The 23,118-nt window shown below is 75.8% G+C and carries 17 protein-coding genes and 1 riboswitch; of the genes, 8 read left to right on the forward strand and 9 right to left on the reverse strand.

What is annotated here, in order from left to right; translation table 11 throughout:
* From ACFC0B_RS12460 to ACFC0B_RS12470, 3 genes are read right to left on the reverse strand one after another with little or no spacing between them, the layout of a single operon-like run.
* Positions 1 to 1,515 carry a precorrin-2 C(20)-methyltransferase gene (locus ACFC0B_RS12460; RefSeq protein ID WP_376085286.1) on the reverse strand — a complete coding sequence of 505 codons (1,515 nt, stop codon included), beginning with the start codon at positions 1,513 to 1,515 and terminating at the stop codon, positions 1 to 3.
* Positions 1,512 to 2,138 carry a precorrin-8X methylmutase gene (locus ACFC0B_RS12465; protein ID WP_376085288.1) on the reverse strand — a complete coding sequence of 209 codons (627 nt, stop codon included), beginning with the start codon at positions 2,136 to 2,138 and terminating at the stop codon, positions 1,512 to 1,514. The genes ACFC0B_RS12460 and ACFC0B_RS12465 overlap by 4 nt, the downstream gene beginning before the upstream one ends.
* Positions 2,135 to 3,388, reverse strand: a complete 1,254-nt coding sequence (locus ACFC0B_RS12470; RefSeq protein ID WP_376085289.1) for a hypothetical protein — start codon at positions 3,386 to 3,388, stop codon at positions 2,135 to 2,137. Before ACFC0B_RS12470 ends, ACFC0B_RS12465 begins: the two co-directional genes overlap by 4 nt.
* Before the next feature lie 165 nt (positions 3,389 to 3,553).
* Positions 3,554 to 3,639, forward strand: a riboswitch (cobalamin riboswitch).
* A gap of 285 nt (positions 3,640 to 3,924) precedes the next feature.
* Between ACFC0B_RS12470 and cobN the strand changes: the two genes are divergently transcribed.
* Entirely contained in the window at positions 3,925 to 7,539 is a 3,615-nt protein-coding gene (gene cobN / locus ACFC0B_RS12475) for a cobaltochelatase subunit CobN (RefSeq protein WP_376085291.1), read from the forward strand.
* 75 nt (positions 7,540 to 7,614) lie between these two features.
* Entirely contained in the window at positions 7,615 to 9,228 is a 1,614-nt protein-coding gene (gene lnt / locus ACFC0B_RS12480; RefSeq protein ID WP_376085293.1) for an apolipoprotein N-acyltransferase, read from the forward strand.
* On the opposite strand, the gene ACFC0B_RS12485 is transcribed toward lnt, so the two are convergent.
* From ACFC0B_RS12485 to gdhA, 4 genes are all read right to left on the reverse strand, one after another.
* Positions 9,198 to 9,974 carry a VOC family protein gene (locus ACFC0B_RS12485; protein ID WP_376085294.1) on the reverse strand — a complete coding sequence of 259 codons (777 nt, stop codon included), beginning with the start codon at positions 9,972 to 9,974 and terminating at the stop codon, positions 9,198 to 9,200. The two genes, lnt and ACFC0B_RS12485, sit on opposite strands and share 31 nt — an antisense overlap.
* 12 nt (positions 9,975 to 9,986) lie before the next feature.
* On the reverse strand, positions 9,987 to 10,895 hold the full coding sequence (locus ACFC0B_RS12490) for an NADP-dependent oxidoreductase (protein ID WP_376085296.1): 909 nt from the start codon (positions 10,893 to 10,895) through the stop codon (positions 9,987 to 9,989).
* Between the two features lie 111 nt (positions 10,896 to 11,006).
* Positions 11,007 to 11,882: a GyrI-like domain-containing protein gene (locus ACFC0B_RS12495; RefSeq protein ID WP_376085298.1), complete on the reverse strand. Its 876-nt coding sequence runs from the start codon at positions 11,880 to 11,882 to the stop codon at positions 11,007 to 11,009.
* 230 nt (positions 11,883 to 12,112) lie between these two features.
* Entirely contained in the window at positions 12,113 to 13,492 is a 1,380-nt protein-coding gene (gdhA, locus tag ACFC0B_RS12500) for an NADP-specific glutamate dehydrogenase (protein WP_376085300.1), read from the reverse strand.
* 322 nt (positions 13,493 to 13,814) lie between these two features.
* Between gdhA and ribA the strand changes: the two genes are divergently transcribed.
* Complete coding sequence (ribA, locus tag ACFC0B_RS12505; protein WP_376085302.1) at positions 13,815 to 14,471, forward strand: GTP cyclohydrolase II; 657 nt, start codon at positions 13,815 to 13,817, stop codon at positions 14,469 to 14,471.
* 94 nt (positions 14,472 to 14,565) lie between these two features.
* On the opposite strand, the gene ACFC0B_RS12510 is transcribed toward ribA, so the two are convergent.
* Positions 14,566 to 16,698: a putative bifunctional diguanylate cyclase/phosphodiesterase gene (locus ACFC0B_RS12510; RefSeq protein WP_376085304.1), complete on the reverse strand. Its 2,133-nt coding sequence runs from the start codon at positions 16,696 to 16,698 to the stop codon at positions 14,566 to 14,568.
* Positions 16,695 to 17,501 carry an SAM-dependent methyltransferase gene (locus ACFC0B_RS12515; RefSeq protein ID WP_376085306.1) on the reverse strand — a complete coding sequence of 269 codons (807 nt, stop codon included), beginning with the start codon at positions 17,499 to 17,501 and terminating at the stop codon, positions 16,695 to 16,697. The genes ACFC0B_RS12510 and ACFC0B_RS12515 overlap by 4 nt, the downstream gene beginning before the upstream one ends.
* Before the next feature lie 176 nt (positions 17,502 to 17,677).
* Here ACFC0B_RS12515 and ACFC0B_RS12520 point away from each other — a divergent pair, with 176 nt between their 5' ends.
* The 5 genes from ACFC0B_RS12520 to egtD all read left to right on the forward strand — a co-directional run bounded on the left by ACFC0B_RS12520 (position 17,678) and on the right by egtD (position 23,044).
* Positions 17,678 to 18,127 carry an SRPBCC family protein gene (locus tag ACFC0B_RS12520; RefSeq protein WP_376085307.1) on the forward strand — a complete coding sequence of 150 codons (450 nt, stop codon included), beginning with the start codon at positions 17,678 to 17,680 and terminating at the stop codon, positions 18,125 to 18,127.
* A 291-nt stretch (positions 18,128 to 18,418) separates the two neighbouring features.
* A complete protein-coding gene (egtA, locus tag ACFC0B_RS12525) occupies positions 18,419 to 19,780 on the forward strand; it encodes an ergothioneine biosynthesis glutamate--cysteine ligase EgtA (protein ID WP_376085309.1) in 1,362 nt (453 codons plus the stop codon).
* On the forward strand, positions 19,777 to 21,219 hold the full coding sequence (gene egtB, locus ACFC0B_RS12530) for an ergothioneine biosynthesis protein EgtB (protein ID WP_376085311.1): 1,443 nt from the start codon (positions 19,777 to 19,779) through the stop codon (positions 21,217 to 21,219). The genes egtA and egtB overlap by 4 nt, the downstream gene beginning before the upstream one ends.
* Positions 21,219 to 21,956 (forward strand): ergothioneine biosynthesis protein EgtC, encoded by a 738-nt coding sequence (gene egtC, locus ACFC0B_RS12535; protein ID WP_376085313.1) that lies wholly within the window; start codon positions 21,219 to 21,221, stop codon positions 21,954 to 21,956. Before egtB ends, egtC begins: the two co-directional genes overlap by 1 nt.
* A 92-nt stretch (positions 21,957 to 22,048) precedes the next feature.
* The gene (egtD, locus tag ACFC0B_RS12540) at positions 22,049 to 23,044 is read left to right on the forward strand and encodes an L-histidine N(alpha)-methyltransferase (protein ID WP_376085314.1); all 996 of its coding nucleotides are present in this window, start codon (positions 22,049 to 22,051) and stop codon (positions 23,042 to 23,044) included.
* The last annotated feature ends 74 nt before the right edge of the window (positions 23,045 to 23,118 follow it).

The following is a 23,118-nucleotide window of genomic DNA, read 5'->3' on the forward strand; positions in this document are numbered from 1 at the left end:
TCAGGCCTCCGGGTAGCGGCGGGGGGTCCAGGTGACGTCCGGGTGGGGGGACCGGGGGACGTGCCGGGTCTGGGAGGAGCCGATGAGGAGGATGGTGCGCATGTCGACCTCGGCGGGGTCGAGGTCGGCGAGGCGGACGGTGCGCACGCGTTCGGTGGGGCCGCCGACGTCGCGGGCCAGCACGACCGGGGTCTCGGGGGCCCGGTACTCCAGGAGGAGGTCGCGGGCGCGGCCGACCTGGGTGGTGCGGGACTGCGAGCCGGGGTTGTAGAGGGCGAGCACGAGGTCCGCCCCCGCCGCGGCGCGCAGGCGGGCGGCGACGACGTCCCAGGGCTTGAGGCGGTCGGAGAGCGAGACCACCGCGTAGTCGTGGCCGAGCGGGGCGCCGGCCCGGGAGGCGGCCGCGTGGGCGGCGGTCATGCCGGGGACGATCCGCACCGGGACCTCGCGGTAGGCCTCCTCGCAGGCGACCTCCAGGACGGCGGTGGCCATCGCGAAGACGCCCGGGTCGCCGGAGGAGACCACCACCACCCGGTGGCCGCGGCGGGCCAGGTCGAGGGCGAACTCGGCGCGCTCGGACTCCACCTTGTTGTCGGAGCCGTGCCGCGTCTGGCCCGGGCGCACCGGCACCCGGTCCAGGTAGGTGGTGTAGCCGACCAGGTCGGTGGCGGCGGACAGGGCGCCGCGCGCCTCGGGGGTGAGCCAGAGCGGGCCGGCCGGGCCGGTGCCGACCACGGTGACGCTGCCGGGCCCGCTCAGGTCGGGCGCCGGGGGCTCCAGCGGGGCGACCCTGCTGGGCAGCACGGCCACTGAGAAGTACGGGACGTCCTCGGCGTCGACCGAGGCCAGCGGCGCGGTCCGCTCGCCCTCCATGAAGGCCCGCTCGACGTACTGGGCGTCGGCCAGCCGGCCGGCCCGCTCCAGGGCGCGGCGCACGGTCGGGAAGGTGCGGCCGAGCTTCATCACGACGGCGGAGTCGGCGGCGGCCAGGCGCGCGGTCAACTCCTCCTCGGGCAGCGTGCCGGGGATGACGGTGAGCGTCTCCTCGGCCTCGGTGAGTGGCTGGCCGAGCCGGGCGGCGGCGGCACTGACCGAGGTCACGCCGGGCACCACCTCGGTCGGGTAGCGGTGTGCCAGGCGCTTGTGCATGTGCTGGTAGGAGCCGTAGAAGAACGGGTCCCCCTCGGCGAGCACCACGACGTCGCGGCCGGCGTCCAGGTGGGCGGCCAGCCGGGCGGCGGCCTCCTCGTAGAAGTCGTCCAGCGCGCCCCGGTAGCCGCCGGGGTGGTCGGTGGTCTCGACGGTGATCGGGTAGACCAGCTTCTCCTCGATCTGACCGCCCGTCAGATAGCGCTCGGCGATCGACCGGGCGATGGACCGGCCGTGCCGGGCGCTGTGGTACGCCACCACGTCGGCCTTGCCGATGAGTTCGGCGGCGCCGACGGTCACCAGTGAGGGATCGCCGGGGCCGAGGCCCACGCCGTAGAGCCGACCGGTCTGCTGATTCTCCGTCACTCTTCCTCGCTCGCAATCGCGTTGATCGCGGCGGCGGCCATCGCGCTGCCGCCGCGCCGGCCCCGGACCACCAGGTGCTCCAGGCCGGCCGGGTGCGCGGCCAGCGCCTCCTTGGACTCGGCCGCGCCGATGAAGCCGACCGGCACGCCGATCACGGCGGCCGGGCGCGGGGCGCCGGCCTCGATCAGCTCCAGCAGGCGGAAGAGCGAGGTCGGCGCGTTGCCGACGGCGACCACGGCGCCCTCCAGCCGGGGCAGCCACAGCTCCATCGCGGCGGCGCTGCGGGTGTTGCCCATCGCCCGGGCCAGCTCGGGCACGGACGGGTCGGTGAGGGTGCAGATCACCTCGTTGTCGGCGGGCAGCCGCTTGCGGGTGACGCCGCTGGCGACCATGTTGACGTCGCACAGGATCGGCGCACCGGCGCGCAGGGCGGCGCGCGCGGAGGCGACCGCACCCGGCGAGTACACCAGGTCCTCGACCAGGTCGACCATGCCGCAGGCGTGGATCATCCGCACCGCGACCCGGGCGACGTCCGCGGGCAGCGCGGCGAGGTCGGCCTCGGCCCGGATGGTGGCGAACGACTGGCGGTAGATGGACGCGCCGTCCTTCTCGTACTCGATCACGTGGTGGTCCTCCGGGCCGCGGCGACCACCGCGGCCATCTCCTCGTTCGTCACTTCCACGGCGGTTCCCCGCCCCGGGGGCAGCCCTTCCACTGCCACCCGGTACCCCTGCCCGGTCGCCAGCACGTCCACCCGGCGTCCGGCGGGGTGACCGCAGCGGCGCTCGCAGCCCGACCAGTGCACCGGCAGGCCGCCGGCCACCGCGGGCTCCCCGCTGACGGCCGGACCGCCGACGGCCGGACCGCCGTCCAGCGCCCGGGCCGCGTCGGCCCGGACGTCGGCCAGCGACTTCGCGCAGCCCGGCAGCCCGGTGCAGGCGCTCGCGCCGTCCCAGGCCGTGGCCGCGGTCCGGAAGCCCGCCTCCGCGAGCCCGGCCAGCCGCCCGGCGGGGGCGCCGGGCAGCACCGCGCCGCGCCACGGGGTGAGCCGCAGCTCGCCCTCGGCGGCGTCGGCCAGGGTCCGCCACTGCCCGGCCGCGGCCAGGCCGAACCGCAGGCCGACGTGCAGCCCGCCCCCGGGCAGGGCGCCCAGCGGCGGGCGGGTGCCGGGCAGCACCGGCATCGGCAGCGGGCCGGGCGGCAGCAGATCGGGAACCTCGCGCAGGTGCCAGGCCCGCGTCCCGGCGGCGCGCTGCGCCTCCAGGAACGCGCGGGCGGCGTCCAGGGCCGCGCCGACCGCCCGGTCGGCGCGCACCGGCCGCACGGTGGCGGCCCGGCCGAGCCGCAGCAGGGCGGTGCCGTCCGGGCCTGCGATCAATGTCACATCGGCGTCCAGCGCGGCGACGTCGCCGCTGCCGTCGTCCAGGGCGAACAGGAACTTGCCGGAGAGGCCGGTCGCCCAGGGGCTGGCGCACAGGGCCAGGTCGAGGCCGCGCGCCCAGGCGCGCACATCGGCGAGGCCCACGGCGGGGCCGGGCGAGGCGACGATGTTGCGGACGCGCTCGTGGGTGTCGGAGGGCAGCAGGCCGACGGCCCGCAGCCGCCCGCCGAGTTCGCCGCCGCAGTCCGGAGCCAGGCCGCGCAGCTGGACGTTGCCGCGCGAGGTGATCTCCAGCCGGCCGTCGCCGAGCTCCTGCGCCGCGTCGGCCAGCGCGAGGGCCTGACGGTTCGTCAGAAGTCCGCCGGGCAGCCGGATCCGGGCCAGGGCGCCGTCGTCGGCGGTGTGCAGACGAAGGGCCCCGGGGCAGGCGTCCGGACGCGCCCGGTCGGGCACGGCGGCGCCCGGCGCGGCGGCGTCGGGTTCGGGAGGCATGGCGGCGAGCATACAGATGATCCGATGGGTCGCCGCCGTACCGTCGCTCACACCTCCGGCCCCGCCCGGCACCCCGGCGGCCTCCCCTCCCCCAGGTCAGCCGCACCCCGTACGATGCTGGCGGACGGTCCCCGCGGACCGTCCGACGCCAGCGACGGCGCAGGGGAGGAAACCGGTGCGAACCCGGTGCGGTCCCGCCACTGTGACCGCGGTTCACCGGGACACCGGGGAGCCGCGGGAGCCAGGAACTCCTGCCGTCCTCCACCGGCCCGGGGCGCGGACCCCGAGGAAGGCTTGAAAGCCATGCGCCGTCGCATGCCCGCGACCCCTCGGTCGCCGGTACCTAAGCCCATGCCGATGTCCATGCCGATGTCCGTGCCCGCAGGCCCTCGCCCGCTCGCCTCCGGGTGCTCGAACGCGCCGTCGACGCTTCTCGCTCCGGCGCTGCTTCCTTCGTCAGTCACTTGTCACCCGTCACTTTCAACGCCGGCGCGCCCTTCGGCTCGGGGCGGCTCCGAGGCCGGGAGGGCCTTCGCATGATCCTGCTGCTGTCGACATCCGACACCGACCTGCTGAGCGCCCGCGCGTCCGAGGGGCCGGTCCGCTACCGGCTCGGCAACCCGGCCCGGCTGGCGCCCGAGGAGCTGCCCGCCCTGCTGGAGGGCACCGACCTGGTCGTGGTCCGCCTGCTCGGCGGCCGCCGCGCCTGGCAGGAGGGCCTGGACGCGCTGCTCGCCGGGCCCCGCCCGGTGGTCGTGCTGACCGGCGAACAGGCCCCCGACGCCCAGCTGATGGAGCTGTCCACCGTCCCGGCCGGCATCGCGGCCGAGGCGCACGCCTACCTGGCGCACGGCGGCGCGGCCAACCTCGCCGAACTCGGCGCCTTCCTCTCCGACACCGTGCTGCTCACCGGCCACGGCTTCGCCCCGCCCGCCTCCGCCCCCGCCTGGGGCCCGCTGGAGCGCGAGGCCCGGACGTCCGAGGGCCCGACCGTCGCGGTGCTGTACTACCGCGCCCACCACATGAGCGGCAACACCGCGTTCGTGGAGACCCTCTGCCGGGCCGTCGAGGACCAGGGCGCCCGGGCCCGCGCGTACTACTGCGCCTCGCTGCGCGGCGCCGAGCCGGAGCTGCTGGCCGCCCTCGGCGAGGCCGACGCCCTCGTCACCACCGTGCTCGCCGCCGGCGGCACCCGCCCGGCCGACGCCCAGGCCGGCGGCGACGAGGAGGCCTGGGACGCCGGCGCGCTGGCCGCGCTGGACCGGCCGATCCTCCAGGCGCTCTGCCTGACCTGGTCGCGCGCCCAGTGGGAGGCCAGCGACGACGGCCTGTCCCCGCTGGACACCGCCACCCAGATCGCCGTGCCCGAGTTCGACGGCCGGCTGATCACCGTCCCGTTCTCCTTCAAGGAGCTGGACGAGGACGGCCTGACCGTCTACGCCGCCGACGAGGAGCGCGCCGCCCGGGTCGCCGGCGTCGCCGTCGCGCACGCCCGGCTGCGGCACGTCCCGGCCGCCGAGCGCCGCCTCGCGCTGGTGCTGTCCGCGTACCCGACCAAGCACGCCCGGGTCGGCAACGCCGTCGGCCTGGACACCCCGGCCAGCGCGATCCGGCTGCTGACCGCGCTGCGCGCCGAGGGCATGGACCTCGGAACGGACCTCCCCGGTCTGGACACGGACACGGACGACGGCCACGAGGGCGACGCCCTGATCCACGCCCTGATCGCGGCCGGCGGCTACGACCAGGACTGGCTCACCGAGGAGCAGCTGTCCCGCAACCCGGTGCGCATCCCGGCCGCCGACTACCGCCGCTGGTACGCCACCCTGCCCGAGGGCCTGCGCGCCCGGGTCGAGGAGCACTGGGGCCCGGCCCCCGGCGAGCTGTACCTCGACCGCTCGCAGAACCCGGACGGCGACATCGTGCTCGCCGCGATCCGCTCCGGGAACCTGCTGGTGCTCATCCAGCCGCCGCGCGGCTTCGGCGAGAACCCGGTCGCGATCTACCACGACCCGGACCTCCCGCCGTCCCACCACTACCTGGCCGCCTACCGCTGGATCGCCGCCGCGCAGGCCGACGGCGGCTTCGGCGCGCACGCCGTGGTCCACCTCGGCAAGCACGGCAACCTGGAGTGGCTGCCCGGCAAGACCGCCGCGCTGTCCGCCGATTGCGGCCCGGACGCCGTGCTCGGCGACCTGCCGCTGGTCTACCCGTTCCTGGTCAACGACCCGGGCGAGGGCACCCAGGCCAAGCGCCGCGCCCACGCCACCCTGGTCGACCACCTGGTGCCGCCGATGGCCCGCGCCGACTCCTACGGCGACATCGCCCGCCTGGAGCAGCTGCTCGACGAGCACTCCAACATCGCCGCGATGGACCCGGCGAAGCTGCCGGCGATCCGCGCCCAGATCTGGACGCTGATCCAGGCCGCCAGGCTCGACCACGACCTCGGCCTGGAGGAGCGCCCCGAGGACGACGGCTTCGACGACTTCCTGCTGCACGTCGACGGCTGGCTCTGCGAGGTCAAGGACGCCCAGATCCGCGACGGCCTGCACGTCCTCGGCCAGGCGCCGACCGGCACCGACCGGGTCAACATCGTGCTCGCCATCCTGCGCGCCCGGCAGATCTGGGGCGGCGTCAGCGCCCTGCCCGGCCTGCGCGAGGCGCTCGGCCTGGACGAGGCCGCGCTCACCCTCGGCGCCACCGACGCGGCCGAGGCGAAGGCCCGCGAGCTGGTCGAGGCGATGGAGGCCGCCGACTGGGCGCCGGAGGCGGTGGAGAAGGTCGCCGCCGGGTTCCCGGACGCCGTCCGCGAGGTGCTGGACTTCGCCGCCGGCCAGGTCGTGCCGCGACTGGCCGCGACCACCGGCGAGCTGGACGCCGTGCTGCACGCGCTGCGCGGCGGCTTCGTCCCGGCCGGCCCGTCCGGCTCGCCGCTGCGCGGGCTGGTCAACGTGCTGCCGACCGGCCGCAACTTCTACTCCGTCGACCCCAAGGCGGTGCCCAGCAAGCTCGCCTGGGAGACCGGCCAGGCGCTCGCCGCCTCGCTGATCGAGCGCTACCGGGCCGACAACGACGGCGCCTACCCGCCGTCGGTGGGCCTGTCGCTCTGGGGCACCAGCGCGATGCGCACCGCCGGCGACGACATCGCCGAGGCGTTCGCGCTGCTCGGCGTCCGCCCGGTCTGGGACGACGCCTCCCGCCGGGTCACCGGCCTGGAGGCCGTGCCGCCGCAGGAGCTGGGCCGCCCGCGGATCGACGTCACGCTGCGCATCTCCGGCTTCTTCCGGGACGCCTTCCCGCACGTCGTGGCCCTGCTGGACGACGCGGTGCGCCTGGCCGCCGCCCAGGAGGAGCCGGCCGAGCAGAACTACGTGCGCGCCCACGTCCAGGCCGACCTCGCCGTGCACGGCGACGAGCGCAAGGCCACCGTGCGCGTCTTCGGCTCCCGCCCCGGCACCTACGGCGCGGGCCTGCTGCAGCTGATCGACAGCCGCGACTGGCGCACCGACGCCGACCTCGCCGAGGTGTACACGGTCTGGGGCGGCTACGCGTACGGGCGCGGGCTGGACGGGCGGCCGGCCCGCGAGGAGATGGAGACCGCGTACAAGCGGATCACCGTCGCCGCGAAGAACACCGACACCCGCGAGCACGACATCGCCGACTCGGACGACTACTTCCAGTACCACGGCGGCATGGTGGCCACCGTGCGCGCGCTCACCGGCAAGGCGCCGACCGCCTACATCGGCGACTCGACCCGCCCGGAGACGGTCCGCACCCGCACCCTGACCGAGGAGGCGGCCCGGGTCTTCCGCGCCCGGGTGGTCAACCCGCGCTGGATCGAGGCGATGCGGCGGCACGGCTACAAGGGGGCGTTCGAGATGGCCGCGACCGTCGACTACCTCTTCGGCTACGACGCCACGACCGGCGTGGTCGCGGACTGGATGTACGAGAAGCTCACCCAGGAGTACGTGCTCGACCCGGTCAACCGGGAGTTCCTGGCGGGCGCCAACCCGTGGGCGCTGCACGGCATCAGCGAGCGGCTGCTGGAGGCGGCGAGCCGGGGCCTGTGGGAGCAGCCGGACCCGGAGCTGATCGAGCAGTTGCAGGCCGCGTTCCTGGAGACCGAGGGCGACCTGGAGGGCGACGGGGAGTGAGCAGCCCCGCCCCGTAGGCCGTTCGAGTGATCGCGGGGCTGGTGACGGGGGCGCGCCGAGCGGACAATACGGGTCATGCCGCGCCCTCCCCTGCTCACCGGCCCCGACGGCCCCTCCGCCGCGGCGGCCGCCCCGCCCACCGCCCGCCCCGGCCGGGCCGCCGCCGCCCGGTACCGGCCCCGGCTGGCGGCGCTCGCCGCCGGGGCCGTCCCGGTGCTCGCCTTCCCCGCGCCCGGGGTCGCGGCGCTCGCCTGGGTCGCGCTCGTCCCCGGCCTGCTGCTGATGCAGCGGGCCCCGGGGGCGCGCGAGGCGGCGGTGCGCGGCTGGTGGTTCGGCGCCGGGTTCATCCTGACCGGGATGTCCTGGCTGCTGTCCTCGGTCGGGCCCGCGCTGCCGCTGATCGCGGTGGTGTTCGGGTCGCTGCAGGCCGGGGTGGGCGTCGCGGTGTGGCGGCTGCTGCGCCCGCCGCTGACGGTCCGCCGGGCACTGCTCGCGCCGCCGGTGGTCGCCGCGGTCTGGCTGACCACCGAGTACGCGCGCTCCTGGCCCGCGCTGGGCGGGCCGTGGGCGCTGCTGGGCGCGACCCAGTGGCAGCACCCGGCCGTCCTGGCGCTGGCCTCGGCCGGCGGGATCTGGCTGGTGAGTGCCGCCGTGGTGGCGGTCAACACCGCCGTGCTGGTGGTGCTCACCGCCGTCGACCCGCGCCCGCGGGCGGCGGCGGCGCTGCTCGCGGCGGCGTCACTGGCGGCCGGACCGCTGCTGTTCGCCCTGCGGCCGGCGCCGGCGGCCGCCCAGGACGGACCGTCCGGGGCGGCGGAGGTGCGGATCGCGCTGGTCCAGCCGGGGATCGTCGACGATCCGCAGGCCCGCTTCGAGGCGAGCGCCCGCGCCACCGCCGCGCTGGTCGGGCAGCACCCGGTGGACCTGGTGGTCTGGGGCGAGTCCAGCACCACCGCCGACCTCGACCGCGACCCGGCGGCGCTCGGACGGCTGCGGGCGCTGTCCGCCGCGACCGGGGCCGAGCTGCTGGCGGGCGAGGACGCGCGCAAGGCGGACGGGCGGATCTCCAAGGACGCGGTGCTGGTGTCGCCGGACGGCGTGGCCGACCGGTACCGGAAGATCCGGCTGGTGCCGTTCGGCGAGTACATCCCGCTGCGGCCGGTGCTCGGCTGGGTCGCCGGGGTCAGCCGGGCGGCGGGCGAGAACCGGGCGCCCGGCAGCGGCCAGCACCTGCTGCCGGCCGTGGACCGGGCGGGGCGCCCGCTGCCGGTCGGGGCGCTGGTCTGCTTCGAGTCGGCGTTCCCCGACATGGCGCGGACGGCGGCCCGGAACGGCGCCCGGGTGCTGGTCTACCAGGCGTCGACCTCGACCTTCCAGCGGAGCTGGGCGCCCGAGCAGCACGTCTCGCTGGCCGCGATCCGGGCCGCCGAGACCGGCCGGCCGGCCGTGCAGGCCTCGCTCACCGGGGTGTCGGCCGCCTTCGACGCGCAGGGGCGGGAGCTGGCCCGGCTGGGCACGGACGACACCGGCGCGCTGGTGGTCCGGCTGCCGCTGACCGCGCCGGGCACCGCCACCTGGTACACCCGGGTGGGCGACGCGGTGCCGGTGGCGGCCGTGCTGGTGACGGCGGCCGCGGCGGCGGCCGCGGTGCGCCGGCGTCAGCCCGCGCCCCTGGTCCCCGAGCGGTAGTAGAGGCCGAACGCCGCGCCCAGCGGGTCGCGCAGCACCGCGATCCGCAGGCCGCCGCCGGGCAGGTCGACGGGCGCCATCAGCACCCCCGCGCCGAGGTTGCCGGCCCGGGACGCCGAGCCGTCCACGTCGGCGACCGAGAAGTACGGCAGCCAGTGCGGCGGCACCTGCGGCGGGAAGTTCTCGCCCATGGTCAGCATGCCGCCGAAGTCCCCGTCCGCCAGGCCCCACTGGGTGTACTGCGCGGACGGGCTCACCGTCCAGCCGAACACCGCCGGGTAGAAGGCGCGGGCGGCGTCCGGCTCCCGGGTGAGCAGTTCCACCCAGCCGAGCGCGCCGGGCTCGTTGAGGACCTCGGCGCCGCGCAGCCGGCCCGGCTGCCAGAGGCCGAACACCGCGCCGGACGGGTCGGCCGCGACCGCGAACCGGCCGTGGTCCAGCGCGTCCGTCGGCGGGACGACCAGGCTCCCGCCCGCCCCGGTGACCCGGCGGGCGGCGGCGTCGGCGTCCTCGGCCAGGAAGGAGACGCTCCAGGCGGTCGGCCGGCCCTCGCCGTGGAGCGGGGCCACGGAGGCGGCGATCCGGCCGTCCAGCCGCATGAACGTGTAGCCGCCGGCCTCCGGGCGCTCGTCGGTCTCCGGCTGCCAGCCGAACAGTTCGCCGTAGAACCGCCGCGCCGCCGGCGGGTCGGCGCTGCCGTGCTCGACCCAGCACGGGCCGCCGGTGGTGACGGTCTGCTGCTTCATCGCGGCCCTCCCTCAGCCGATGTCCAGGACGACCTTGCCGCGCGCGTGCCCCGATTCGACCAGCGCGACCGCCTCGTCGGCGCGGGACAGCGGGTAGCGGCCGGCGATGTGCGGGTCCAGCTCGCCCGCGGCCACGAGTTCGGCCAGCGCGGCGAGGGTGTCCGGGCTGGTGGACCGGGTGATGTAGCGGCCGCCGAGCTCCTCCGCGGTGGTCGGGTCGGAGGTGGACACCAGCCGGGAGCGGTCGTCCAGGGCCACCGCGGCGGCGCGCGCGTCGTCGCCGCCGACCAGGTCGAGGATGCCGTCCACGCCGTCCGGCGCGGCCGCCCGGATCCGCTCGGCGACGCCCTCGCCGTAGCGCAGCTGCACCGCGCCCAGCGACTCGACGTACGCCCGGTTGGCGTCGCCCGCCGTCCCGATGACCCGGATGCCGCGGCTGCGGGCGATCTGGGCGGCCATGCTGCCGACTCCGCCGGCGATGCCGAGGATCAGCAGCGTCTGCCCGGCGCCCACGCCGATGTCGCGGACCGCGTCGTCGGCGGTCGCGGCCGCCACCGGCAGGGTGGCGGCCTGGTCGAAGCCGACCTTGGCCGGCTTCACCGCGCTGGACGCGGCGGCCAGCAGCGTCTGCTCGGCGAACGCGCCGGCCGCCGCGATCCCGAAGACCTCGTCGCCCGGGGTGAACCCGGTGACGCCGGGGCCGACCCGTTCGACCACGCCGGCCGCCTCGGAACCCATCACGGCGGGCAGCTCGCGCACCTGGCCGAGCCAGCCCCGGCGGACCTTCCAGTCGACCGGGTTCACCCCGGCGGCCCGGACGGCGATCGCCAGCTGGCCCAGCCCGGGCTCCAGCGCCGGCCGGTCCAGGAACTCCTGCTTCTCCGGTCCGCCGTAGTCGGCGAACCCGAACGCCTTGGCCATCCCCGCTCCACTCTCCGCTCGACGGCCCCCGCCCCAGCATGCGGGCGGGGGCCGTCCGGAGGCGGCTCCTGCTGGGCCGTCCGGGCACGAGGGGGCTCAGCGCGAGGGGGCTCAGCGCGCCGGCGCGCGGACCACCGGGATCCAGAGCTCCGCCTCGGCCTCCTCGCCGCCCGGCCGGACGCGGACCCGCAGTATCTCCGGGCCGGGCCGGAACTCGTACGGGTTGGACGGGAACCACTGGGTGAAGACGTCCCGCCACATCTCCTGGAGCGCGCGCGGGTACGGCCCGGTGTTGGCGAACACCGCCCAGGTGCCGGCCGGGACCTCGCGCACGTCGAGGCCCGCCGGCACCTCGGAGCCGGCCCCGGCCGCCACCGCGTGGTAGTAGTCCAGCGGCACGCCCTCCTCCCGGCTGTCCGAGAAGAACTCGGTGACCGCGACGAGGCCCTCCGGCTCCTGCTCCGACAGCGCCGCGATCCGGTCGACCTCCTCCTGTCCCAGGCCCTTGACGAACGCGGCGATCGCCGGGTTGACCCCCTCGTGGACCAAGGGGACCCTCGCCCGCCGGCCCACGATCCGGAAGGCCGGCCGTTCCACGACCCGGTACTCCATGCTGCTGCTCCCTTCGACGACGAGGCGGAAGGACATCCGGGGCTGGGAGACCAGTACCGCGCCCGAGCGCCGGGCCTCGCCGGGGCCGACCCCGTGCATCGCCCGGAACGCCCGGGCGAACGCCTCGCCCGAGCCGTAGCCGTGGCGGACCGCGACGTCGAGCAGCGTGCGCTCCCCGGCCAGCACCTCCGCGCCGGCCAGCGTGAGCCGGCGGCGGCGCAGGTACTCCGAGAGCGGCATCCCGGCGAGCGCCGAGAACAGCCGTCGGAAGTGGTACTCCGAGGTGGTCGCGATCCGCGCGAGCTCGGCCGCGTCGACCGTCCCGTCGAGGTGCTCCTCGATGTACTCCATGGCCTGGTTCAGCCGGTCCAGCATCGGTTCCCGCCCCCGTCCTTCCCTCTGATGCTCCTCACCGTAGGCGGCGGCCGCCCGCCCGGACCCGACATCCGGTGCCCGCTCCGGTCGGGGTGGCCCGGGCCGCCGGGGGTCCGCCGCCGGGGGTCCGCCGCCGGGAAGCACGCCGCCTCCCCGGCCGGCACCCGCGGGGGGTGCGGCCGGGGAGGCGGCGTGGCAGTGCTGCGGGGGTGCGGCCCGGCGGCCGGGCGTCAGATCAGACCCTGCGCCAGCATGGCGTCCGCCACCAGCTCGAAGCCGGCGATGTTGGCGCCCAGCACGTAGTCCCCGGGGCGGCCGTACTTCTCGGCCGTGGTGTAACAGGCGGCGTGGATGTTCCGCATGATCGCGGCCAGCCGCTCCTCGGTCCGCTCGAAGGACCACACGTCGCGCGAGGCGTTCTGCTGCATCTCCAGCGCGCTGGTGGCGACGCCGCCCGCGTTGGCCGCCTTGCCCGGGCCGAAGGCCACTCCGGCCTCCAGGAACACCCGGACCGCCTCCGGCGTGGTCGGCATGTTGGCGCCCTCGGCGACGGCGCGCACGTTGCCCCGGACCAGCGCCAGCGCGTCCGCCTCGTCCAGCTCGTTCTGGGTCGCGCAGGGCAGCGCCACGTCCACCGGGACGCTCCACACGCCGGTGCCCTCCTGGTAGCGGACGTGGCTGCCGCGCAGCTCCGCGTACTCGGTGAGCCGGCCGCGCCGGACCTCCTTGACCTCCTTCAGCAGGTCGAGGTCGATGCCCTTCTCGTCCACCACGAAGCCGGTGGAGTCGGAGGCCGTCACCACGGTCGCGCCGAGCTGCTGGGCCTTCTCGATCGCGTACAGCGCGACGTTGCCCGAGCCGGAGACGGAGACCCGCAGGCCGTCCAGCTCCTCGCCGCGGGCGCGCAGCATCTCCTGGGTGAACAGCACGCAGCCGTAGCCGGTGGCCTCGGTGCGGGCCTGCGAGCCGCCCCAGCCGATGCCCTTGCCGGTCAGCACGCCCGACTCGTAGCGGTTGGTGATCCGCTTGTACTGGCCGAACAGGTAGCCGATCTCCCGGCCGCCGACGCCGATGTCCCCGGCCGGGACGTCGGTGTGCTCGCCCAGGTGGCGGTACAGCTCGGTCATGAAGGACTGGCAGAAGCGCATGACCTCGGCGTCCGAGCGGCCCTTGGGGTCGAAGTCGGAGCCGCCCTTGCCGCCGCCGATGGCCAGGCCGGTCAGCGCGTTCTTGAAGATCTGCTCGAAGCCCAGGAACTTCACGATCCCGAGGTTCACCGAGGGGTGGAAGCGCAGGCCGCCCTTGTACGGGCCGAGCGCGCTGTTGAACTCCACCCGGAAGCCGCGGTTGACATGGATCCGGCCCCGGTCGTCGGTCCACGGCACGCGGAAGATCAGCTGGCGCTCGGGCTCGACGATCCGCTCGACGATCCGGGCGTCCGCCAGCTCGGGGCGGCGCGCCAGGACCGGGCCGAGGGTCTCCACGACCTCGTGCACCGCCTGGTGGAACTCGGGCTCGCCGGGGTTGCGGCGGAGCACCTCGGCGTAGAGCGACTCAATGGCGGGGTTCCCGGCGTCGTGGGACGCAGCGGGCACGGGGGTAGCCGACATCTCTGAGGACCTTCCATGGTCTGAATCGACAGACAGGGCGCCTCCCCCGTCATCACGGGGGGAGAGCACCGGCGGTCCCCTCGCCATTGAGGGCGTCACGGCGCACGAACACCGGCGCGGCAACTCCTGGACCGCTCGCGCGGGCACAGTCTCTCACTGCCACCCCCTGTTTGTCCGCCCCTGTCCCCCCGGACCTCCCCCGGCAACCCGTTCGTGAGCTGCACCGACCCTTCGTCGGCCTCCTATGTTGTTCAAATTGGAACTACCTAGTACCGTCGACAGCCGAGTACCACCGGAACCGTCCGTCACGAAAGGCCCGTCCATGCCGCAGGTGCAGCAGAACGATTCCCCGCAGACCGACGGCGCCGTGCGGGTCCGGGCGCGGGTGCGGATACCGCTGGCCTTCCCGGACGGCTACCGGGCCGAGGCGGAGGTGTCCACCTTCCACGGCCTGGCGGACGGGGCGGAGCACCTCGCGCTGGCGCTCGGCACGGTGCCCGAGGGCGCCACGCCGCTGGTGCGGCTGCACTCGGAGTGCCTGACCGGCGACGTGTTCGGCTCCGCCCGGTGCGACTGCGGCCCGCAGCTGCGCGAGGCCGTCGAGCGGATCGCCACCGCCGGCGGGTACCTGCTGTACCTGCGCCAGGAGGGCCGCGGCATCGGGCTGTACAACAAGCTGGACGCCTACGCCCTGCAGGACTCCGGGCTCGACACCTACGACGCCAACACCGCGCTCGGCCTGCCCGAGGACGGCCGCGACTACACCGCCGCCGCCCAGATGCTCGGCGCGCTCGGCGTCGACGGGATCGACCTGCTGAGCAACAACCCCGACAAGGACGCCCAGTTGGCCGCCCTCGGCGTCACGGTGCGGCGCCGGGTGCCGACCGGCGTGCACGTCTCCGAGAGCAACGTCCGCTACCTGCGGGCCAAGGCGGAGCGGACCGGGCACTCGATCGAGCTGTCCCAGCTGGTGGGCTGAGCGGGCGGGCCGGCCCGCGCTCAGGCGGCGACCGGCGACCGACGGCCACTCAGCGGACGACCGTTCAGCCGAGGACCGCTCAGCCGGCGCCCCCTCAGCCGACGACCGGCCAGTCGGCGACCGGGCGGCCCCGCGGCTCCTCGGCAATCCGGCGGGCGATCTCGGACGGCCGCACCGGGCGGCCGAAGTGCCAGCCCTGCGCCCAGTCGCAGCCGAGGACGCGCAGCCGCTCGGCGTCCCGGCCGGTCTCCACGCCCTCGGCGGTGACGGTCAGCCCGAGGGCGTGCGCCATCGAGACCAGGCCGCTGACGATCCGCCAGCCGGTCTCCTCGTCCTTGGCCGGGTCGTGCAGGTCGCCGACGAAGGAGCCGGCGATCTTCAGCCCGGAGACCGGCAGGTCGCGCAGGTAGGCGAGGTTCGACCAGCCGGTGCCGAAGTCGTCGACGGCGAGCGAGACCCCGAGGCCGACCAGGCCGTGCAGGGTGCGCAGCGCCTCGTCCTCCGGGCCGACCACGGTGGACTCGGTGATCTCCAGCTGGAGCCGGGCCGGGTCGAGACCGGTGGTGTCCAGGATCCGGCCGAGGTCGCCGACCAGGGCGGCGCTGCGGGCCTGCCGGACCGCCAGGTTGACGTTGAGCTGGGGCGCGGCGTCGCCGAACCGCTTGATCCAGTCGGCGGCCTGGCCGCAGGCCTGCTCCAGCACCCAGCGGCCGAGCGGCATGATCAGCCCGGTCTCCTCGGCGGTGGTGACGAACTCGTCCGGGCCGAGCACGCCGAGCTGCGGGTGGCGCCAGCGCACCAGCGCCTCGACGGCGGCGAGCCGGCCGTCGGCGAGCGCGTAGAGCGGCTGGTAGTCGATGAAGAACTCGCCGCGATCGAGGGCGGCGGGCATCCGCACCGAGACGGCGTAGCGGGAGACGGCGCGGGCGTTCTCCTTGGGGTCGAAGAGCGTCCAGCGGCCCCGTCCGGCCTCCTTGGCGCGGTAGAGCGTGAGGTCGGCGGCGCGCACGGCGGCGCCGGGGGTGGTGGTGGAGACCCGCCGCTCCAGGACGCCGACGCTGGCGCCGACGGCCAGCTTGTGGTCGCCGATCAGGATCGGCCCGGCGAGCGCCTTCAGCACGGTCTTGGCGGCGGCGACGGCCTCCTGCTCGCCGCGGCTGTTCTCCAGCAGGACGACGAACTCGTCGCCGCCGAGCCGGGCGACCAGGTGCCCGAGCGGGCCGAGCGCGGCCTTCAGCCGGGCGGCCACGGCGCACAGCAGCTGGTCGCCGGTGTCGTGGCCGAGGCTGTCGTTGACCACCTTGAAGCCGTCGAGGTCGACGTAGCAGAGACCGAACCGGGCGCCCGGGTCCGGGTCCTCGAAGAGCCTCTCCAGCCGTTCGAAGAACGCGGCCCGGTTGGGCAGGCCGGTCAGCGGGTCGTGGGTGGCCTGGTGGCGCAGCCGCTCCTGGAGCCGGTAGCGGTCGGTGACGTCCTCCAGCATGGCGACCTGGTACTGCGGCAGGCCGTCGTCGTCGCGGATCAGCGAGACCGTCAGGTGGGTCCAGACGATCTCGCCGTCCTGGCGGTAGTACGGCTTGTCGAACTGGAAGTAGTCGCGCTTGCCGCTGATCAGCTCCTCGTAGGCCTCCCAGACGCCGTCGGTGTCCTCGGGGTGGACGAGGTCGCCGACCCGGCGGCCGATCATGTCGTCCGGGCCGGCGCCGAAGAGCTCCTGGAGGGCCTTGTTGACGGCCAGGATGTTGCCGTCGGTGTCGCCGATGCCGATGCCGATGGCGGCGCTCTCGAACAGCGCGCGGAACCGGGCCTCGGAGGCGCGCAGCGCCCGCTCGGCCTCCTTGCGGGCGACGTCGGCGGCGGTGCGGATGGCCTCCTGCTCGCGCAGCGTGCGCTCGCGCAGCGCGGCCGCCCAGCCGGCCGCGAAGGCGCCGCTCAGGGCGGGGCCCCGGCTGTCCGCGGCGGGGTACCGCTGGAGCAGTTCGACCGCCCGGGCGAGCACCACCGGGTCGGTGAAGTGGGCGTCGACCAGTTCGGCGCCGGCCTCGGCGGCCAGCTGCGGTTCGAACGGGTGGTCCAGCTGGGCGCGGTGGAGCAGCCCGGCGGTCCGGGAGACGAGCCGGCCGAGCAGGCCGGGGTGGACCGCCGTGCCGTGGTCACCGGAGAGCAGCCGCGCCCAGTCCTCGTGGAACCGTTCGGCGCCGCTGCCCGATTCCGGTGCTTCCGTCACGGACGGAGCCCCACGCCCGCCACCCCGGTCATCCGCTCGGGGTGCTCGCCGACCGCCTCGGGCTGGTCCGGGCGCCACTGCGGCAGGTAGACGACGCCGGGCTCGACCAGCTCGAAGCCCTCGAACATCGCGGTGATCTGCTCGTGGGTGCGCATGGTCAGCGGGGTGGGCGTCATCCGGTACAGCCGCTGGTGGTCCTCGGCCTGGTCGGGGCGGCCCTCCAGGGAGGCGTGGGACAGGATGAGGGCGCTGCCGGGCGGGAGGGCGTCGCGGATCACCGCGATCAGCTTCCACGGGTCCTCGGCGTCCTGGACGAAGTGCATGACGGCGACCAGCAGGACGGCCACCGGCTCGCCGGCGGCGAGCAGCGCGGTCACCTCGGGGCGGGACATGAGGTCCTCGACGTCCCGCACGTCGGCCTGGACGACGGAGCTGCCCGGGTCGTCCTCCAGCAGCAGGCGGCTGTGGGCGACGGCGACCGGGTCGCGGTCCACGTAGACGACCTGCGCCTCGGGCCGGATCGCGCGGGCGATCTCGTGGACGGTACCGAAGGTGGGGATGCCGGAGCCGATGTCGAGGAAGCGGCCGATGCCGCGCTCGGCGGCGAACTGGACGGCGCGGCGCAGGAAGGCGCGGTTGGAGCGCATGATCTGCGGCAGCTCGGGCCAGAGTTCGATGGCCTTGCGGGCCATCTCCCGGTCGACCTCGAAGTTGTGCGAGCCCCCGAGGTAGTAGTCGTAGACCCGCGCGGCGTTCGGTTTGTCCAGGTCCGTGCCCTCCGGTACCCAGTTCGGTCGCCGCATTCTCGGGTCTCCTTCGCTCCGGTGCCGGTGGACACTGCCAGCAATGTGGCAGCTGTGACTGATGAGACTACAAGCACAAAAGATCCTCCTCTGCACGCCGAACGCATGCAAGCGGAGCGCCCCCCTCCTCCCGGTGCCGCACCGGGTGCCCCGACGGGCGCCGCTACAGTGCCCCCGTGGACCCCAACCACTACCGGTTCCGCGGGGTGTGGCACCTCGCGGCGCCGCCGGCGGCGGTGTACGCGGCGCTCGCCGACGTCGCCGGCTACCCGCGCTGGTGGCCGGAGATCCGCGCCGTCCGGGAGACCGGACCGGACCGCGGCGAGGTACTGGTGCGCGCGCTGCTCCCCTACCGGCTGGTCATCGGGCTCACCGCCGTCCGGCAGGACCCGGCCGCCGGGGTGCTGGAGGCGGCCATGCACGGGGACCTCACCGGCTGGTCCCGCTGGACCGTCACGGCGGACGGCGCGGGCGGCACGCTGGCCCTGTTCGAGGAGGACACCCGCCCGGCCAAGCCGCTGCTGCGCCGCCTCGCGCTGCCCGCCCGGCCGCTGTTCCGGGCCAACCACGCGGTGCTGATGCGGCGCGGCCGGCGCGGCCTGGCGGCACACCTGGGGCGTGCCTGACCGTTCCCGCCGGGCGCGCGACGCCGGCCGATCCGACACGCGTGGCCGGACACGCCCCGGCCGCCCGCCCGCGCCGGGCGGCCGACCCGTGCGCCCCGCGCCCGCACGCGCGCCCGGCGCCCCGGTCCGGCCGCCACCGACCCCGGGTTCACCCGCTGTTCACCCGTTCGCTCCGCCCCTTCCTGCGGCGATCCGCCTTCCCCGGATGTTTGTACGGCGGCCCCGCATGGTCCGGGGCAGACTGGGCAGGGTAGTCCGGGCCGCACCCGTGTCCCGAGGATGGTGAGTCCGGTGATACCGCTCCGCCCGCCCAACCCGACCGACCGCACGAGCCCCCAGCCGTCCCCCGATTCGGTGACGCCGCTCACCGAATCGGCCGCCCGCAGCCACATGGCGGGCGTCTGCTTCAAGATCGGACCGCCCCGGCTGGTGGGCGTCGAGGTCGAATGGTTCGTCCACGACGACCGATGTCCCGACCGACCGGTCGCCCCGGAACGGCTGCACGCCGCACTGGACGCACTTCCGCTCGGCGGCCCCGACGGGACCTCGCTCCCGTCCGGCTCCCGCCTCACCCTCGAACCCGGCGGGCAGGTCGAGCTCAGCTCCCCGCCCGCCGACAGCCTCACCGGCTGCGTCGCCGACACCCGGCGCGATCTCGGAGCCCTGCGGGCCGCCTTCGCCGCCCAGGGCCTGCGCCTCACCGGCACCGGCACCGATCCGCTGGACCGCCCCCGCACGATGGTCCTGGACCATCCGCGCTACCTCGCGATGGAGCGCCACTTCGACGCGGCGGGCCCCTGGGGCCGGATCATGATGACCGGCACCGCCTCCCTCCAGGTCTGCCTGGACGCCGGGGCGGAGGACGGCCCGCACGCCTTCGAGCGCCGCTGGCAACTCGCCCACCGGCTCGGCCCGGTGCTGGTCGCCGCCTTCGCCAACTCGCCGCTGCTGGACGGGCGCCCCACCGGGTACCGGTCCACCCGGCAGACCGTCTGGTCCCGGATGGACCCCACCCGCACCCTCGCGCCCGCGCCCGACCACGGCGACCCGCGCGAGTCCTGGGCCGGGTACGTGCTGGACGCCGAGGTGCTCTGCGTGCGCCGCCACGACGACGCACCGTGGAGCGCGCCGACCGGGCTGACCTTCCGCGACTGGCTGCGCGGCGCCGGCGAGCGCCCGCCCACCCTGGCCGACCTCGACTACCACCGCACCACGCTCTTCCCACCGGTGCGTCCGCGCGGCCACCTGGAGCTGCGGATGATCGACGCCCAGCCGGGCGACGGCTGGATCGTGCCGACCGCCCTGGTCACCGCGCTGCTGGACGACCCGGTCGCCGCGGACACCGCGCTCGCCGCCCTGGAGCCGCTGGAGCCGCCCCCGGGCGAGGAGGACCCGCGGCCGCCGCGCAGCGACCTCTGGCGCCGGGCCGCCGGCCTCGCCACGGCCGACCCCGGGCTGCGCCGCGCCGCCCTCGCCTGCTTCGCCGCCGCCGACGCCGCCCTGGGCCGCCTGCCCGACGCCGAGCGGCTGCGCGACGCCGTCGCCGCGTTCGCCGAGCGCTACCCCGCGCGCGGCCGCTGCCCGGCCGACGACCAGCTGGACGCCCTGCGCGCCGGCACCCGACGCACTCCCCCGGAGGAGGCCGCACCATGATCGACGACGCCCGCGAGACCGGGACCGCCCGCCGGGACGGGGGCACTCCCCCGCCGGACGCCCCCGCACTGGACGCCCTCGCACTGGACGCCCTCGCGCCGGAGGTGCTGCGCGAGACCATCGCCGTCGAGCTGCTGGCCGCCCGCGCCCGCACCGCCGCGCTCACCGACTGCGTCGACGAGCACGACCTCACCGCCCAGCACTCCCCGCTGATGTCGCCGCTGGTCTGGGACCTCGCGCACATCGGCAACCAGGAGGAGCTCTGGCTGCTGCGCAACGTCGGCGGCCGGGACCCGATGCACCCGGAGATCGACCCGCTGTACGACGCCTTCCAGCACCCGCGCGCCGAGCGGCCGAGCCTGCCGCTGCTGCCGCCGGCCGAGGCCCGGGCGTACGCGGGCGAGGTCCGCGGCCGGGTGCTCGACCTGCTCGCCGCCAGCCCGCTGGAGGGCCCGCCGCTGCTGACCGCCGGCTTCGCCTTCGGCATGATCGCCCAGCACGAACAGCAGCACGACGAGACGATGCTGATCACCCATCAGCTCCGCAGGGGCGAGCCCGCGCTGGCCGCTCCCCCGCCGCCGCCCGCCCCGGCGGACGCCGCCGCGCTGCCCGCCGAGGTGCTGATCCCGGCCGGCCCGTTCACCATGGGCACCGACACCGAGCCGTGGGCACTGGACAACGAGCGCCCCGCCCACCGCGTCGACCTGCCCGCCTACCGGCTGGACACCACCCCGGTCACCAACGCCGCCTACCTGCGCTTCATCGAGGACGGCGGCTACGACGAGCCGCGCTGGTGGACGCCCGAGGGCTGGGCGCACCGGCAGGGCGCCGGGCTGAGCGCACCGCTGTTCTGGCAGCGCGCCGACGGCGGGTGGCTGCGCCGCCGGTTCGGCGTGCTGGAGCCCGTGCCGTCGGACGAGCCGGTGCTGCACGTCAGCTGGTACGAGGCGGACGCCTACGCCCGCTGGGCCGGGCGCCGGCTGCCGACCGAGGCCGAGTGGGAGAAGGCCGCCCGGCACGACCCGGCCACCGGCCGCTCCCGGCGCTACCCGTGGGGCGACGGCGCGCCCGGCCCCGAGCACGCCAACCTGGGCCAGCGGCACCTGCGCCCGGCCCCGGCCGGCAGCTACCCGGAGGGCCGGTCAGCCTACGGGGCACGGCAGTTGATGGGCGACGTGTGGGAGTGGACGGCCAGCGACCTCCAGCCCTACCCGGGCTTCCGGGCCTGGCCCTACCGGGAGTACTCCGAGGTGTTCTTCGGCCCGGAGTACAAGGTGCTGCGCGGCGGCTGCTTCGCGGTGGCGCCGGTCGCCTGCCGCGGCACCTTCCGCAACTGGGACTACCCGGTGCGCCGGCAGATCTTCGCCGGGTTCCGCACCGCCGCCGACGTCGACCCCGACGACGGCGGGCGGCCCCGCGGCGGCACGGAGGCCCGCTGATGTGCCGCCACCTCGCCTACCTCGGCGAGCCGGTCGCGCCCCGGACCCTCCTGGTGGAGCCGCCGTCCGGGCTCTACCGGCAGTCCTGGGCGCCGCGCCTGCAGCAGTACGGCACCGTCAACGCCGACGGCTTCGGCCTCGGCTGGTACGCGGACGGCGACGAGGTGCCGGCCCGCTACCGGCGGGCCGGGCCCGTCTGGGCGGACGCCTCGTTCGCCGACCTCGCCCGGGTCCTGCGCACCCGGGCGCTGCTGGCGGCGGTCCGCTCGGCCACCGAGGGCTGCGCGGCGGGCGAGGAGGCGGCCGCGCCGTTCGCCGCCGGCCCCTGGCTGTTCAGCCACAACGGGGCGCTGGCCGGCTGGCCGGAGCGGACCGGCGCGCTCGCCGCGCTGCTGCCGCCGCAGGAGCTGCTCGGCCTGGTCGCGCGCACCGACTCGGCGCTGCTGTGGGCGCTCGCGCTGCACCGGCTGCGCGCGGGCGCCGGCCTCGGCGAGGCGCTGGCCGACACCGTCGCGGAGGCCTCCGCCCACACCACCGGGCGGATCAACCTGCTGCTCACCGACGGCCGGGAGATCGCCGCCACCGCCTGGGGCGACACCCTGCACCACCGGACGGTGCCCGGGCTCGGCGTGCTGGTCGCCTCCGAGCCCTCCGACGACCATCCCGACTGGACCGCCGTGCCGGACCGGTCGCTGCTGCTGGCCGGACCGGACGGGGTGACCGTCAAACCGCTCTGACCGCGACGGTCCCGCCGCGGCCCTCCGCGGCGGGACCGCCATCGACTCGCGGTTCACATCTCTTCATTTCCTGAACAGAGGATCAACCTGTCATGAGCACATTTGATCTCACCCGGCTGCTGCCCGCCGACCACTTCAGCACCGCACTGCGGCACGACGTCCACACCGGGCTGACCTCCGAGCCGAAGACGCTGCCGCCCAAGTGGTTCTACGACGCGCGGGGCAGCGAGCTGTTCGAGGAGATCACCCGGCTGCCGGAGTACTACCCGACCCGGGCCGAGCGCGCGATCCTCACCGCCCGGGCCGGCGGGATCGCCGCCGCCACCCGGGCCCGCACCCTGGTGGAGCTGGGCTCCGGCTCCTCCGAGAAGACCCGGCTGCTGCTGGACGCGCTGCGCGGCCTCGGCACGCTGGAGGCGTACGTCCCGGTGGACGTCAGCGAGAGCGCGCTGACCGCGGCCGGCCGGGCGCTCACCGCCGAGTACCCGGACCTCGCGGTGCACGGCGTGCTGGCCGACTTCACCGACCGGCTCGGCCTGCCGCCGGCCGGCGGCCCGCGCCTGGTCGCCTTCCTCGGCGGCACCCTCGGCAACCTGCTGCCGCCCGAGCGGGCCGCCTTCCTGCGCGGGCTGCGCGCCGCGCTCGACCCGGGCGACTTCCTGCTGCTCGGCACCGACCTGGTGAAGGACCCGGCGGTGCTGGTCGCCGCCTACGACGACGCGGCCGGGGTGACCGCGGAGTTCAACCGGAACGTGCTCAACGTGCTGAACCGCGAGCTGGGCGCCGACTTCGAACCGGAGGCGTTCGCGCACGTCGCGCGCTGGGACCCCGAGCAGGAGTGGATCGAGATGCGGCTGCGCTCGCTGGCCTCGCAGACCGTCAAGATCCCGGCGCTGGACCTGCCGGTGCACTTCGCCGAGGGCGAGGAGCTGCGCACCGAGGTGTCGGCGAAGTTCCGCCGGGAGCGGGTCGCCGAGGAGCTGTCGGCGGCCGGCCTGCGACTGGCGGCCTGGTGGACGGACGACGAGGGCCGGTTCGGGCTCTCGCTGGCCCAGCCGGTCTCCGGGTCGGACGAGGGCGCCATTTGATCGTTCACCTTACTAATGTCCAGTGGGACATGACCGCCATCCCATGTACAACACTTGAACATTGAGGGGTTACG

This window comes from Kitasatospora sp. NPDC056184 (genome assembly GCF_042268405.1).
Taxonomy (GTDB): Bacteria; Actinomycetota; Actinomycetes; order Streptomycetales; family Streptomycetaceae; genus Kitasatospora.

Bases quoted from the DNA above. Each gene is read 5' to 3' on its own strand.
- ribA (WP_376085302.1), top strand. From the start codon at position 13,815: ATGCCGCAGGTGCAGCAGAACGATTCCCCGCAGACCGACGGCGCCGTG.
- egtD (WP_376085314.1), top strand. From the start codon at position 22,049: ATGAGCACATTTGATCTCACCCGGCTGCTGCCCGCCGACCACTTCAGC.
- ACFC0B_RS12485 (WP_376085294.1), bottom strand. From the start codon at position 9,974: ATGAAGCAGCAGACCGTCACCACCGGCGGCCCGTGCTGGGTCGAGCAC.
- ACFC0B_RS12495 (WP_376085298.1), bottom strand. From the start codon at position 11,882: ATGCTGGACCGGCTGAACCAGGCCATGGAGTACATCGAGGAGCACCTC.
- ACFC0B_RS12470 (WP_376085289.1), bottom strand. From the start codon at position 3,388: ATGCCTCCCGAACCCGACGCCGCCGCGCCGGGCGCCGCCGTGCCCGAC.
- ACFC0B_RS12515 (WP_376085306.1), bottom strand. From the start codon at position 17,501: ATGCGGCGACCGAACTGGGTACCGGAGGGCACGGACCTGGACAAACCG.
- cobN (WP_376085291.1), top strand. From the start codon at position 3,925: ATGATCCTGCTGCTGTCGACATCCGACACCGACCTGCTGAGCGCCCGC.
- egtC (WP_376085313.1), top strand. From the start codon at position 21,219: ATGTGCCGCCACCTCGCCTACCTCGGCGAGCCGGTCGCGCCCCGGACC.
- ACFC0B_RS12490 (WP_376085296.1), bottom strand. From the start codon at position 10,895: ATGGCCAAGGCGTTCGGGTTCGCCGACTACGGCGGACCGGAGAAGCAG.
- lnt (WP_376085293.1), top strand. From the start codon at position 7,615: ATGCCGCGCCCTCCCCTGCTCACCGGCCCCGACGGCCCCTCCGCCGCG.
- egtB (WP_376085311.1), top strand. From the start codon at position 19,777: ATGATCGACGACGCCCGCGAGACCGGGACCGCCCGCCGGGACGGGGGC.
- gdhA (WP_376085300.1), bottom strand. From the start codon at position 13,492: ATGTCGGCTACCCCCGTGCCCGCTGCGTCCCACGACGCCGGGAACCCC.